10 protein-coding genes and 1 pseudogene are annotated in these 13992 nt (G+C 40.0%); 9 read left to right on the forward strand and 2 right to left on the reverse strand.

The genetic code is table 11. The features are described from left to right. Nucleotides 1–654: 654 nt before the first annotated feature. Nucleotides 655–864: pseudogene (locus tag ACR32F_RS04435) on the forward strand (3-hydroxyacyl-ACP dehydratase FabZ); the annotation flags it as partial. Between the two features lie 127 nt (nt 865–991). On the opposite strand, the gene ACR32F_RS04440 reads toward ACR32F_RS04435, so the two are convergent. Both ACR32F_RS04440 and ACR32F_RS04445 read right to left on the reverse strand, forming a co-directional pair. Further along, nucleotides 992–1882 carry an NmrA/HSCARG family protein gene (locus ACR32F_RS04440; RefSeq protein WP_440116526.1) on the reverse strand — a complete coding sequence of 297 codons (891 nt, stop codon included), beginning with the start codon at nt 1880–1882 and terminating at the stop codon, nt 992–994. Between the two features lie 879 nt (nt 1883–2761). After that, on the reverse strand, nt 2762–3085 hold the full coding sequence (locus ACR32F_RS04445; RefSeq protein ID WP_440116528.1) for a hypothetical protein: 324 nt from the start codon (nt 3083–3085) through the stop codon (nt 2762–2764). Nucleotides 3086–3356: 271 nt separating this feature from the next. Between ACR32F_RS04445 and ACR32F_RS04450 the strand changes: the two genes are divergently transcribed. The 8 genes from ACR32F_RS04450 (at nt 3357) to ACR32F_RS04485 (ending at nt 13969) form a co-directional block, all read left to right on the forward strand. Beyond that, entirely contained in the window at nt 3357–5117 is a 1761-nt protein-coding gene (locus tag ACR32F_RS04450) for a TniQ family protein (RefSeq protein WP_440116530.1), read from the forward strand. A 114-nt stretch (nt 5118–5231) separates the two neighbouring features. Then, nucleotides 5232–6749: a TniQ family protein gene (locus tag ACR32F_RS04455; RefSeq protein ID WP_440116532.1), complete on the forward strand. Its 1518-nt coding sequence runs from the start codon at nt 5232–5234 to the stop codon at nt 6747–6749. Between the two features lie 495 nt (nt 6750–7244). After that, nucleotides 7245–8273 carry a siderophore ABC transporter substrate-binding protein gene (locus ACR32F_RS04460; RefSeq protein WP_440116534.1) on the forward strand — a complete coding sequence of 343 codons (1029 nt, stop codon included), beginning with the start codon at nt 7245–7247 and terminating at the stop codon, nt 8271–8273. A gap of 31 nt (nt 8274–8304) precedes the next feature. Further along, nucleotides 8305–9315, forward strand: a complete 1011-nt coding sequence (locus ACR32F_RS04465; protein WP_440119683.1) for an ABC transporter permease — start codon at nt 8305–8307, stop codon at nt 9313–9315. Continuing rightward, a complete protein-coding gene (locus tag ACR32F_RS04470) occupies nt 9312–10376 on the forward strand; it encodes an iron chelate uptake ABC transporter family permease subunit (RefSeq protein WP_440116536.1) in 1065 nt (354 codons plus the stop codon). The genes ACR32F_RS04465 and ACR32F_RS04470 overlap by 4 nt, the downstream gene beginning before the upstream one ends. Then, nucleotides 10373–11125: an iron ABC transporter ATP-binding protein gene (locus ACR32F_RS04475; protein WP_440116538.1), complete on the forward strand. Its 753-nt coding sequence runs from the start codon at nt 10373–10375 to the stop codon at nt 11123–11125. The genes ACR32F_RS04470 and ACR32F_RS04475 overlap by 4 nt, the downstream gene beginning before the upstream one ends. A gap of 199 nt (nt 11126–11324) precedes the next feature. Beyond that, nucleotides 11325–12503, forward strand: coding sequence for an alanyl-tRNA editing protein (locus tag ACR32F_RS04480; protein WP_440116541.1), 1179 nt, complete (start codon nt 11325–11327; stop codon nt 12501–12503). 161 nt (nt 12504–12664) lie between these two features. Next, nucleotides 12665–13969: a DUF1963 domain-containing protein gene (locus ACR32F_RS04485; RefSeq protein WP_440116543.1), complete on the forward strand. Its 1305-nt coding sequence runs from the start codon at nt 12665–12667 to the stop codon at nt 13967–13969. Nucleotides 13970–13992: the final 23 nt, after the last annotated feature.

The following is a 13992-nucleotide window of genomic DNA, read 5'->3' on the forward strand; positions in this document are numbered from 1 at the left end:
CTGCAAAAAAGAAAGTCGAGTTCCACATTCAGATGGAGGAACCGTTACCGAATAAGCTCTACACGGATGGTCACCAGATGCAAAAATGTTGAAGAATCTAGTATCCAATGCATTCTAATTTACTAATGAAGAAGTTCATGAGTTTACCAATGGTGATAAAGCAATTATCTTACGGGCATTTTCTATCAACAGGATAAATCAGAGAAAAGGCTATGCGAAATTAGCGATGAATTGTTTTTCGTCCTAGATCATTTTCCTCAAGTAGACGATATAATATTGACTGTTAACGAGAATAATTTACCAGAAAAATGCTTGTATGAAAACTCCTGGTATTCAAAGGGAAGAATAAACTTAGGAGAAGTGGAATCGAATTTATTCTGCACTATTCACTCAAGGATGCTAAACGATTACCCTATCGGGAAACGATAGCACAATAAAACAAAGAAAGCAGCCAGCATTGTAATTGGCGCTTTTATTCAACTAACGGGCCACGGTAAATCAATACAATTAAGAAAGCAGCTGACCGTTTTTTTGTTTTATCGGTACAAGTTCGTATCCCTTTGGGGTTCACAGTTTAAGGTTAGAGAAACGAAGATTTAAATCATACCGGTATGCTAATACAGGTTGATATTTAAGACTATGTCCAATGTGAGCAATAACCATAAGATTGGGTTACTGACTGGTATTGATAATTGTCGGTTCAAAGAGCAAGTAAAACCAGGGGATCGGCTCCATCTTGAATTCGAAGTGATCCGAACCAAGGGACAGATTGTGAAAGGAACAGGCATCGCAATGATAAACAATGAATTGGTTTGTGAAGCAGAAATAATGTTTGCATTTAATTCTATTGAGGCATTCAACTAACTGGAATTGTTAATTCAAAACAGCATGGAGCAGTTTGCCGGTTGGCAGCTGCTCCTTTTTCGTTAAGCTAATTAAGCCGATGGCTACCACTAAGGTCTTCGAATGCCAGACCTGTTAACAAACAATCTCATGCAAGCTCTGTAAGAAACAATGCCTCAAACTTCGCTTTTCCTTGCTTTTCCACCCAGGTATTGAAATCCGTAAGTTTGGGGAAAGCCTTGCGTACAACAGAAATATCGACCTCGTGGCCTTCTTCGTTTAGCCATTGAAACACGCCGGCCAAGATTTCATTATGCTGACGCAACGCGTCCATCGGAACTTGAACGTAAGGAATGGTTCGGTTAGTTATATGGCCTATGGCCTCGACAATCTGCAAGGGTGTTAACTCGTCGCCAGCAATTTCGATTGTTTTACCCAAATAATTGTCTGGGCTATTAAGTGTTAAAACGACGAAAGCACCGATGTCGTCCACAGCTACGAGTGGGATCACTCTATCTGGCTTGAAGGCTTGTGCGATTGTCCCGTTCTGCACGCCGGCTGTCATCGGGTCTGAGAAGTTTTCCATGAAGGTGGCGGGACGCAATATGGTAGCCGGCACATCGAGTGAAAGAATGTACCGCTCAATATCCCATTTCTGCATATCCCGATATCGGGATTGCGCATCTGCACCGCCAACCGATGTATAAATGAAGTGCTGGATGTTCGCCTTTAGGGCAGCGTCAGCTACAGCCTTCCCAATACGTCTCTCATCGGCATTGGTTTCGAGAGTTGGGTTCCAGCTCGACGCCTGAACACTGAATACACCATAAATCCCCTGCATAGCGGTATCGAGCGAGGCAAGATCAGTCATGTCACCTAAAAAAAGCTCGGCTCCCAGTTGGGATAGTTTCAGGGCCTTATCGCTTGATAAATCGCGAACAAATGCACGAACCTTCCAGCCATCGGCGATTAGATGCCTAACGGCCGCACCTCCTTGTTGTCCGGTTGCTCCCAAAACTAATATCTTTTTATCACTCATATCCCCAAGCTCCTCTCTAAGCTTTATAAGACTATTTACGCTCTCAGACTTATTATTTGGATAAATCTATTCATTATACGACTGAGAGAGTAGTTGCAAGAGTTTATCTTGCTTTATTAATCAATTTGCTTCAAATTCAATATAAATGTGGAGATCAGCAGCTTAATCTAGACCTCGATATTTATTTTACTTATCAACCGCCCGATCTATTTGATAGAATTGTTAATCAGAAGGGACTTTTCATTTATCAGCCCTATTTATCGAAAATGGATGAACAATATCAATTTACAGTTTTAAGTTATCAATCGATAAATCCAGATTATATTATAAGGATTCGAAACCATCAGGATATACTAAATGAGCTTAATTTTTTAGGGATTAATTTGGAAAGTATATATGGAGATTTTGATAACATAGCAAAATCAGTCAAATTTAATCACGATTTTAATCACGATTCAATTTGCAAAAAATAATAAGAAGAGTAAGGAATCTAAACGACTATATTCTTTTAGTCTCCTGGTTTTAAATCCTATGGGTACTTCATTTGAAGAAGGTTAATTATGTTCGTAAAAAGCATTTGTTAATATAAGCCGTAATGTTATATGAATATAGAATAATTAACCTTTGAATATGTAAGAGAGAGGGAATGCATTGTTAAATTTCGAAATTACAAATCAAATGGAAACAGAGATTGCAGAATGGGACTCATGCATACCTCTCGACGTATTAGGAGCAAATTTTGCTTATACATTCATTCCTACGGGGATTGGTCTGGTTATTGAAGTAGAGTGCGACGTCTGTAAAAGAAAAATTTCATTTAATGATTTTTAAAACAAAAAAGAACCAATGCACTTTAATGTGCAACTGGTTCTTTTCTTTTTACACTTGATAGTTTGCAATATATTTCATATCTATTATGGCATGTATCTCTTTTTTGTCTTTAGGAGGAAGGAGATTGTACTTATTGAATATCATTTTTTCTTCAGAATCAATAGAAACGGATGCGAAGAGGGAATTAATGTGTTTACTCAGCGAGAGGGAGATTTCCGCAGGTTGAATTTCACGATTAGCTTCCTTGGATACCTGATGTGCTTCTTCGGTGATGAGTTTGAATATTTTCGATACCAAGCTGTTTTTTTGTGCATCCGTAACAGTTTCTATATCTTGATGGATTATAGTGTCTGTGCTTACCATCCAATCCACGCTTATGCCAAACTTTTCTTTTATAGAAAGTAAGGTTTCTAACGGGCTCGGATCTCATTGAAAGTTGTATCAATGAAGACGGAAGTATCGATTATAAGATGATACCCAAAAGGATTGAAAAATTGAAGGGTATAGATTGGTCAACAGATGGTCCTCTAAAGTATATCAAAGGTATTTCGGGGTCTAAAGCCCTTGCAGAAGATCTTACAGATCGGATGTTGGTTTAAGTCTCTACACGATTGAAATCTACACGTAATGAACGGAGAAAGACATGGTTAGACTGGAACTTACATTAACTGTGAAGGTCATACCTTATGAGGGTGAGGCACTTAGTAGCTTCATTATACGTGCTGCACACGGTAATGGAGCAAGAGTAGAATGGTTCATGAAGCACTATCGGAGAAGCGCCTCAACCATCATTCACTTATCTGATATTTCAAAATTAGATTATGTCCCAGAAAACATACTCAATTTAAATCTTCTCGAGAAACATCTTTCTCTAGCCAAGGGTGTATTGCGTCAGATGAGTTTTATCAATATACTGACACAGTTTTCAGATGGTAGTAAGCCTGAAGATAGTCGTGTGATGAGAGGGTTAATCCGCAAAACATTAGCTTATTGTCCCCAGTGTCTAGAGGAAAGAGCGACATATCCATTGTTGTGGAGATTTCAAGAAATGGATTATTGTCAGAAACATCGAACAGCTTTATTGCAGTCTTGCATGAAATGCAAAAAGCAGCTAATGTATTCTTCAATTTATCTCCTGGGTTTCTGCCCATATTGCAAAAGCAGATTGGCGAGTCAGGTGGCAGAAGAAAAGATTATCCAAGAGCCGTGCATAAACGAAAGTTTTGGCAAAGTTAAAATCATGAAGGAACTCATCCGTTTCAATTCGGCAATCATGTGTAGCAAAGACTTAGCCCGAAAAATAATCTATGTGGCTTCGCTTAACCCCAAGGTTACTGAGTTGTTAGAACGGGACATAATCGGAATATCCTATAAAAATTTACTTCAGCATGCTCGAGGTACAATGTCCACCAAAAGATCTATTCATCTTAACGTTATTCTTAACTTTTTGTATCATACTGAAATTTCAATAAACGAGCTTTCTAATTTAGAAGTGCCAGTGGACTACAAAGAACGAATTAGTCATCGAAACGTTGAACCGGATATCAACCTTTATTCATGTAGTGCTTTATGGTGTAGTTCATATGCCCAAACAGGGTCATTACGTTCCACAAAGAGTGGATTTAAATACAATCAAAATCGAGCATTAGATTTCTATGTATATTGTCATGAATGTGGCTGTGAATACGCTATAAATGGAGGCAAACTTAGAGAACGTTCTGATTTTGTCCGTGGATATTCGACACTGGTGGACCAACCTATACAAGATTTAACTTGGAAAGAAATTGCTACTTACACGGGTTTTTCTTTAGCTAAAAATAAAAGAATAAGAGCTTATTTTACAGTTAGAGGTATAGGAAGTGATCGTAGTTATATCTATGAACAAGAACGTATAGATGCTTTTCTCAAGGGTATCCAAGATGGGATTAAAATTGCAAAAATAAAAGAGTGGGGCTGTTGGGAAACCGAAGAACATTATTTTTGTTATAGATATCATATACATGTCATGCGCGCTATATTAGAGAAAGTGAATGCAAGGCCTCCCAGAAAAAATAAAATTGAAACCGTACGTTTATTAATGTCAGTGTGCGAAGAACTATTGGATAAGAATCAGAAAATAACTAATCCTGTTCTACTAAAAGCTGTTGGAGTATCGATGCAAACCTTAGCCAAATGGGGATTGAAAGAATATATTGATGCCATGAAACAACATCAGAAAAAGCTACTCTATGAGCATAAAATAAGAGCACTTAAAGCAGAGATAGATACTTTTTTTGAAGATAGATGGCACGTCCACATGAAGATGAATGAAGTGTATCAACTTCTTGGATATAGTCAGAGCCAGTTATGTAGTTATGCGCCAGAAATCAATACGTATATCAGACAAAAACGCGTCTATAATTGAGAGAACCCATATAAATGAATTGACGTAAAGGTCGATTCATTTATATGGGTTCTTTGTGCATCTTGAGCAATTTGTTTATTATTAGAAATATTATATTTTCAAAAGAGGTGTTTTATGGAAGAAGAGACATTAACAATTAAGACAATTCCATATGAGGGAGAAGCATTCTCATCCTTTTTATTACGCACAGCTGTCCGAAATAAAATAAGATATGAGCAATTGTTAAAGATTTCACAAATCAAAAACTCAAGAAGCCCTCATATTGATTTATATCCTAGAGTTGTGACTGATCTACGAAAATTATCATTACTGCTCCAAATAGACAGAAGATATTTCAAAGGTGCTTCGCTCGAAAATGTAATTGAAACATTCTTAGATGAAGAAGATCAGAATTCTAATTATTATCGGAGCTTTATTTTAAATGTTTTCAATCATACCTATCGTTGCTTTTGCCCGATGTGCTTAAAGGAGAAAAATTGCTATCATTTACTCTGGCAAATTAAAGAGTTAAAAGTATGTGATAAGCATGGTATTCCGTTGACTTCTCAATGTCCATCTTGCCAACAAAATCAACCTTATATAAATCCATCTTTAGTTGAAGTGCAATGCTATTCTTGCGGCGAAAAACTATTCAAGCAGAAATCATCTGACTTTGTTCTCGATACGAACTACTATAATGCTCAAAAAAAGAAGTATGAAATTTGGCGTACTCTCTTAACATTAGAAACCAAACTAAATCCAAGTGGCGTTGAGGATAAAAGCAAATATCTCACTCTACTTATACTTTATTATTATAATCAAAGAGAAGACGATTTCTATATGTTTAGGCTTAAAACACTGAGTAATGACGCTAAAAGCAGATTTTTATCTTATATACAAAAGGGAGAGGGCTATAAAGCAACTCTTGCTCAAATACTGAAAGTAATTGATGAGAGTGGAGTGACTCTCTCGGAATTTATTAGTACCGAGCTGCCAGAGAAGTTCATAGATTCGGTTCAAAAATACCAAGCTCAATCCAAAAAAACACCTTTATGTCAGTCACCTTGGTGTAGTTCATATCAAACGAGTACTACAATGATCCGTTCTAACAAACCGCCTGTAACATGGAATGGTGTGCGATATCTTCATGTGCATTTGTGTGCTGTTTGTTTTGTGAAATATGGTTTCATTAAAGAAGAAAACAAATGGACAGAGTGCAGTGAATCCTTTTTACGTGCAGGGGATCAGATTCTGCCGTTGTTGATTAAAGGGGAATATGCGAAAGATATTGCTTCTCTTCTAAATACCACACAATACTCAGTTCTCAAATACAGCATATATTTTTCTTCGCAAGGTATTTTACCTCAGAGGAATAAGGAGCCTAAAAAGATTATAGAAAAACCAATAGACTATTTCATGGCCCTAAATAGAGATAATGATAAGTCAGATATCGCTAGAGCACGAAAAATGTTTGGTTGGGGCCAAAAAGATTTTTTTCGGAATTTCTTTAATCCCGAGGTTCAATTGTATAATTTCTTCAAGATATTGCGGCAATTTATAAACGAGCTGCTTATTTGTTCTTTTATTAACCTTAAGAAGACTAATGATGAAAAACGACATTATACTATAAAGTTACCGACAAAAAGACTATAAAATATTCATCATATTAATGATTTTTACCGCCAAAATAAAATAAAATTAACAACATTATACAGGAATAGAGAATGATTCAGTAAACGTTCAGCCAATATGCAGAAAGTGACACAGGTAATGGCGTCGGTTCTCCGGCGTCGTTATGTGTGCCTTTTTTAGGTCTATACATATGATGGAATACCAAGAGGAGAGTAGAAATTAGAGATACTCCGCGATTTTAGAATAAACAGGTGAATACAGCTATATTTCGGTTCATAAATTCGCCATGAATTAAAACCATTAGGTTGTTGAAAATGCCTTCTAACTTGGTATAATATAACCTATTGATATTGATTATCACTATCATTTGTTGGTATTATCACTCAGCACTACAATGAAAAGGAGTTAAGATTATTCTCTAAATCACGCCTGAGGAGATAACATGATACTGATTTTATCCAATACAATACTGTGCGCGTGAGTAAAAATTTTCTAATCTAGGGGGATATAAATTAAATGAGAAAGTCTATTTCTTCAAAATTAATGTTTATCATGGTTGCAGCTTTAACTTTGGTGTTGGCAGCATGTTCAAGTAATGAACCTGCTACTTCTGGTACTGCTAATACAGAGGCTGCAACTTCCGATGCTGCTACAGCTAAAACAGTTGAAATTACGGATGCTCATGGAACGGTAACTGTTCCTGTAAATCCAACGAAGGTCGTTGCTCTGGATAACAGAACATTTGAGACTCTGTCCACTTGGGGCGTTAAATTAGCAGCAGCGCCGAAGGATGTAATGCCTGCGGATTCACCATATGTGGCGGATGAATCGGTACAAAATATTGGAAATCATCGCGAACCAAATCTTGAACTATTGGCATCTATACAGCCTGACCTTGTCATTGTTGGTCAAAGATTTGCTGGCTACTATGAAGATATTAAAAAATTAGTGCCTAATGCAGCAGTTATTGACCTTAATATTGAGCTTGAAGAAACAGCAGCACCTGGAGAAAACTTTGTTAATGGTCTTAAAGGTGCAACAACCAATCTAGCTAAAATTTTCGAAAAGCAAGAAGAGGCTACCCAATTAATTGCTGATTTTGATAAAGCTATTGAAGAAGCTAAGGCCGCTTATAATGGTGAAGATAAAATTATGAGTGTCGTCGTTTCTGGTGGAAACATCGGTTTTTCGGCTCCCCTTTCTGGCCGTGTGTGGGGACCATTGTATGACATTTTCGGCTGGGTTCCGGCGCTAGAAGTTGACAAATCTTCTTCTGATCATCAAGGTGATGATATTTCTGTTGAAGCGATCGCCCAAAGCAATCCGGATTGGATTTTCGTACTGGATCGTGATGCAGCTGTATCTGCTGAAGAAGGTTCGGTTCCGGCTCAGGACGTTATTGATAACTCACCTGCTCTGCAAAACACCACTGCTATTACTAAAAAGCAATTGGTCTATGCTCCAAACGATACGTACACTAATGAATCCATCGAAACTTTCTTGGAGTTGATTAACAACCTTACGAAAGCTTTAGCTAAACAGTAAAAAGGAGTATACTGCAGTGGTGAAAAATTTAATACCGAAAATAGCCGGGGTTGAGAATTCTCAACCCCAGCGTCATAATCACAAGAAGTTATGGACCATACCTTTTATAATTGCGATTATAGCCACAATTATTTTAGGCATTACATCACTGCTTATTGGAGTCTATGACATACGAGGACAAGCGGATGGAATGGAGATGTTCTTCATCACTCGTGTCCCAAGAACTGTTGCATTAATGCTTACCGGTGCCGCAATGGCAATGGCGGGACTGGTCATGCAGCTTATTACACAGAATCGCTTGGTGGAACCGACCACAACAGGAACAATGGAATGGTCAGGTCTGGGGATCATGTTTATTTATCTGGTCTTTCCTGCCCCGAGTTTAACGCTAAGAATGACCGGCGCAATCATTTTTTCTTTTATAGGAACGATGATTTTTTTTATGTTTCTAAAGAAAGTTAAACTTCGTTCGTCTTTAGTTGTCCCCATTATTGGGATGATGCTTGGAGCAGTCATTTCTGCATTTTCAACTTTCGTTGGGCTTGTATTCCAAATGACTCAAAATATCGAAAGCTGGTTTGCAGGCTCCTTTTCATCTGTTCAAATTGGCAGGTATGAATATTTATGGCTCATTATATTGGTTACTATTCTTATTTTTGTTTTTGCTGATCGGTTGACCTTAGCCGGATTAGGGGAAGATGTCGCTACCAGTCTTGGAGTAAACTATGACAGGATCATTCTTTTCGGTACTGCTCTTATTTCTCTAGCCGTTGGAATCGTTGCAGCTGTCATTGGGAACTTGCCTTTTCTAGGGTTAATTGTCCCCAATATCGTTTCGATGTTTAGAGGTGACGATCTCAGGAGCAATTTGCCATGGGTGTGCTTATTAGGGATGGGCACCATCATTGTGTGTGACATCCTGTCTCGAGTCATTATCATGCCTTTTGAAATACCTGTCTCCATGATCCTTGGAACAGTGGGTGCAGTCGTATTTATTGTCATTTTGTTAAGACAAAGGAGGTCAACAAGGAGGCTAAGATGAGCGAATTAGCAAGTAGAAATCCACTAAATATCGAAATCGATTCTAGCCGTCGTCCTAAAAAAAGATCAGCTAGAGCCTTCCGTACCAAGAAAGAAGAAAAGCGTTATTGGATTTTGCTGATAACATTGATTGTTTTGGGCGTTTTTTCATCGGTTGGACTACTGGTTTATAACAATCCGGTCCCGGTATCTTCTCCTTCTTTCATACCTGTTGTTACAAGAAGGGTAGTCGCTCTGGTTTCAATGCTTATCGCTGCAATTTGCCAAAGTTTATCCACGGTTGCTTTTCAATCGATTACGAATAACAGAATTATAACTCCGTCACTTTTAGGTTTTGAAGCTATTTATTCAACCATTCATACGAGTACTATATTTTTCCTTGGTGCTACGGTATTTGTGAATTTTAGCGGTGTTGATTCCTTTTTATATCAAGTTGCTGCAATGGTCATCATGTGTTTAATCCTTTATGGATGGCTGCTTTCCGGAAAATACGGCAATTTACAACTTCTGCTTCTAGTTGGAATTATTATAGGAACTGGGCTGAGATCCGTATCTTCGTTTATGAGAAGACTTCTTGCACCGTCCGAGTTTGATATTTTACAGGCAAGATTGTTTGCTTCCGTGAATAATGCGGATTCTGCCTATTTCCCGATTGCGATTCCAATTGTCATCATTGCAGCAATCCTTCTGCTTGCTAATGCCAAGAGGTTAAATGTATTGTCGCTTGGTAAGGATGTCTCGACTTCCTTGGGAACTAAACATCAAAGTAGTGTGATTTATACGCTGGTTCTGGTTTCCATTTTGATGGCCATTTCAACGGCTTTGGTTGGACCACTTACATTCTATGGATTTTTAGTTGCCATTTTGAGTTATCAGGCAGCGCAAACCTATGATCACAGATATGTTTTCCCAATGGCTCTTGCTATAGGTTTTGTGATCTTAACCGGTGCATACTTTATTATGAATCATGTTTTCAATGCCCAAGGTGTTGTTTCCATTATTATAGAATTGGTTGGCGGACTAACATTTTTAATTGTGATTTTAAGGAAGGGTTCTTTATGATACAGATCAATAATGTCAAAAAGTCATATGCAGCCGAGGTAGAGATAGGCCCTTTGAATATTAATATTCCAAAAGCCGGTCTTACTTCTTTAATTGGACCCAACGGTGCGGGTAAGTCGACGACACTTCTAATGATCGGAAGACTTTTGGATTTGGACGAAGGTCAAATTAAGGTTGCCAATATGGATGTTTCCACATCTAAATCAAGCGACCTGGCCAAAATTGTAACTGTTTTACGACAAGAAAATCATTTTGTCACAAGGCTTACAGTTAGACAACTTGCTGGATTTGGACGTTTTCCTTATTCCAAGGGAAGATTAACGGATGAAGATGAAGCTATTATTTCTAAATATATTGATTTTCTAGACTTGACTGATCTGGAAAATAGATATTTAGATGAGCTTTCTGGTGGTCAGAGGCAAAGAGCCTATGTTGCAATGGTTTTGTGCCAAGAGACGGAATACGTACTTTTGGACGAGCCTCTGAACAACCTTGATGTTGCTCGTTCTGTTCGGATGATGGAGCATTTGAGATATGCCGCTAATGAATTTGGAAGAACCATTCTGACTGTTATGCATGATATCAATTTTGCGGCCAAATATTCGGATCGAATTTGTGCTATGAAAGATGGTCAAATCGCCGCTTTTGGAACAGTAGAAGAAGTGATGGACCCAGAAATTTTAACAGATATTTTTGAAACGAAAATTGAAATTATTGATGGTCCTTATGGGCCGATAGCGATCTATTAGTTACAAGGCTTATTAAAAAGTTGTTTGTTAAAATGGTCATTCTCGATCAAAAGGCATTTTCGCTCACAGGGCGGTCTTTTAGATATGGAAAGCGATCTTGTATGCCATAAATTGGCTTGGCGGTTCCAGATAGTGTAATCTGGAGAGTAGGTGTAGATCGTTAAGCAGCCATTTGAACGAGAAGGGATCGGGATCATCAATGACACAAAAAAACTATTATGACTCTGCTTATACCAGAGAGTGGCATACAACGATTACAGGCAGAGTGGACAAGGAAGACGGCGCATATGTCACACTGGCGGAAACGGCTTTTTATCCGCATGGGGGTGGACAGCCTTGTGATCTCGGGCAGATCGGCGGTATTGCGGTGCTTGATGTGATCACTGAGGACGGTGAGGTGCTACATAAGCTGGAGCGTGCACCAGAACAGAATGAAGTGCACTGTGAGCTTGACTGGGAACGAAGATTCGATCTTATGCAGCAACATACCGGACAGCATTTATTATCGGCAATTACGCTGAAACTGACTGATGCGATGACGCTCAGTTTTCACCTCGGAACCGATTATGTGACGATTGATGTGGCTGCGGCGGAACTCAGCACCGATCAACTGACTGCCATTGAACAAGAGGTCAATCGCCAGATCTATCGTAACGCTCCCGTCAACAGTTCATGGGTTAATGCTGAGGAGGCGGCACGTCTACCATTGGTGAAGCAGCCTACGGTAACGGAAGACATCCGCATTGTGGAGATTGAGGGTGTGGAGTATAACGCCTGCGGCGGGACCCATGTGTCAGCAACAGGCGAGATCGGCATCATCAAACTGTTGAAAACCGAAAAAGTGAAGGGTAGCACCCGCATTTATTTTAAATGTGGAGCAAGGGCGCTGAATGAATTCACAGCCGCACAAAACGTACTCAATAACATCTCGGCTAAATTAAAGACCAGTAAGAACGAGTTACTGGAGCGCATTGAGAAAATGGATCTCGAACAAAAACAGCTGCAAACCGAGCTGAATGCGGTCAAAACCACCAATGATACGTATTATGCACAAGAGCTTTTGGCTGCTCGGCAAGGACTGGTCATTGCCCAGGTTTTTGAAGACAAATCGCTCAAGGATATGCAGAGCCTGGCAACCAAGCTGACGGCAGACCATGAGGGACTTGTGCTCTTTGCCAGCATCTCGGAGGCCAAAGTCGTTCTGGCACAGAACGGACAGCCGCCCGAATGGGCTTGTGGACCTTTCTTCAAAGGTAATCTCGGTGCTTACCAGGGCAAAGGTGGAGGCAGTGAAAAAATGGCTCAGGCAGGCTTTGCCAGCAGTGAAGATGCTCTTGCCTTTTATGAATTCACTAAGGACCAATTAGGACATCACTGATCTGTTTTTTTAATAAGTTACGAGTAATGAATATATGGACATGAGACAAGCACGTCACGTTGTGGCGTGTTTTGTGTGGCATGACGACTGTATGTCCTTTGAAGCGGGCTACATGCTATGAATGTTTAACTCTTGATTATAGACGGTAAGGAGGTTCGTGGATGACAGAACGTATTCCATGTGTACGAGACGGGTGTCCAAATACCATTCTGCCAGCAACGGCTGCCAGAACAGGTGGATACTGCATGCCTTGTGTGCAAGAGATGGAACGGGAGGCGCATCAAAGATACATGGAAGCGAATCGGCGTGATGTGAACTTATATGAGGGTGTAACTGATCCGGTTGAGATTATCAAGATCATGCATACACGCCATGCCCACGATCCGCTGATTAATTACATCGCCTATAAACATTCCAAAGAGCAGGTATTTCTGTCCTTGACTGCGAAGCAACAGGAGCGGACAGTAGACTATGCGATGGAGCTTATTCGTAACGGGGACGCGGATACGGGCAAAGATATCCTGGTATATTTGGTCTGTTACCATGATATCTCGTTGTCTGCACAGATTCCTGAACTGTTGGAGCACAAGATTTATTACCCTGTAATTTTGTATAAAAGTGCTTCTACGGAAGTGCGTGATCGTCTGCTGCAACAGGTGAACACGGATGATGAGAATCGGAACAATATATTGCTCATGCTTGCTTATATCGGCGATGACGTTGTCGTGCAGCAGTTCTGGCAGTGGAGACAGTCTCCGCCATCCTGGACGAGCGAGTTGTACGTGACACCAGAGCATTACACCACTGAAGCTGGCTGGGAGCTCACGAAGGACGGGCAGCACAGGGAATTATTCACTACCCCAAGTTATTCACTATATAAAGTAAAAGAGAATGAAGGGACAACTGTGGCATCCACTGGGGATCAGATCCCCATGCTGTTGACCAGCTCCAATAGCTGTGAGTGGTGTGGCAGTGCTTTAACGACCTTAATTCATCTGGATGTACGGCATCCAGCATTGCAGGACGTTTCTTGGAACAGTGAGCAACTTCAAGTCCAGACTTGCGTTATATGCAGCTGTTATGGCGTAGTTTATATGGAGATGGATTCAGCAGGTGAAGCGTTCTGGAGTTCGCATAATGTGATGCCGATGGGAGTGGGTGAGATTGTCCCGGACGACTATGTTAAGCTCGCACCGGATGCAGGCCGGCAGTTTCGAATTGCGACTGCATCACGTCATGCGTTCCATGCCAGTGAGTGGGCGATGGAGCCTTCTACATCCCAGATTGGCGGTCATCCCGGATGGGTTCAGGACGCGGAGTATCCGAATTGTCCATGCTGCTCTTCGAGGATGAGGGCTGTTGGACAACTGGACTGGAGCGAGGTTGAGGAATACGGGGATGGCATGTATTACATGTTCATTTGTGAGCCGTGTCAGATGACTGCGGTATCATACCAGCAATCTTGATGATCAAGCCATTATCTTATGAT

It is taken from the genome of Paenibacillus hebaui (assembly GCF_051934385.1).
Lineage (GTDB): Bacteria > Bacillota > Bacilli > Paenibacillales > Paenibacillaceae > Paenibacillus.

Bases quoted from the DNA above. Each gene is read 5' to 3' on its own strand.
- ACR32F_RS04475 (WP_440116538.1), top strand. From the start codon at position 10,373: ATGATACAGATCAATAATGTCAAAAAGTCATATGCAGCCGAGGTAGAG.
- ACR32F_RS04440 (WP_440116526.1), bottom strand. From the start codon at position 1,882: ATGAGTGATAAAAAGATATTAGTTTTGGGAGCAACCGGACAACAAGGA.
- ACR32F_RS04470 (WP_440116536.1), top strand. From the start codon at position 9,312: ATGAGCGAATTAGCAAGTAGAAATCCACTAAATATCGAAATCGATTCT.
- ACR32F_RS04460 (WP_440116534.1), top strand. From the start codon at position 7,245: ATGAGAAAGTCTATTTCTTCAAAATTAATGTTTATCATGGTTGCAGCT.
- ACR32F_RS04480 (WP_440116541.1), top strand. From the start codon at position 11,325: ATGACACAAAAAAACTATTATGACTCTGCTTATACCAGAGAGTGGCAT.
- ACR32F_RS04485 (WP_440116543.1), top strand. From the start codon at position 12,665: ATGACAGAACGTATTCCATGTGTACGAGACGGGTGTCCAAATACCATT.
- ACR32F_RS04455 (WP_440116532.1), top strand. From the start codon at position 5,232: ATGGAAGAAGAGACATTAACAATTAAGACAATTCCATATGAGGGAGAA.
- ACR32F_RS04450 (WP_440116530.1), top strand. From the start codon at position 3,357: ATGGTTAGACTGGAACTTACATTAACTGTGAAGGTCATACCTTATGAG.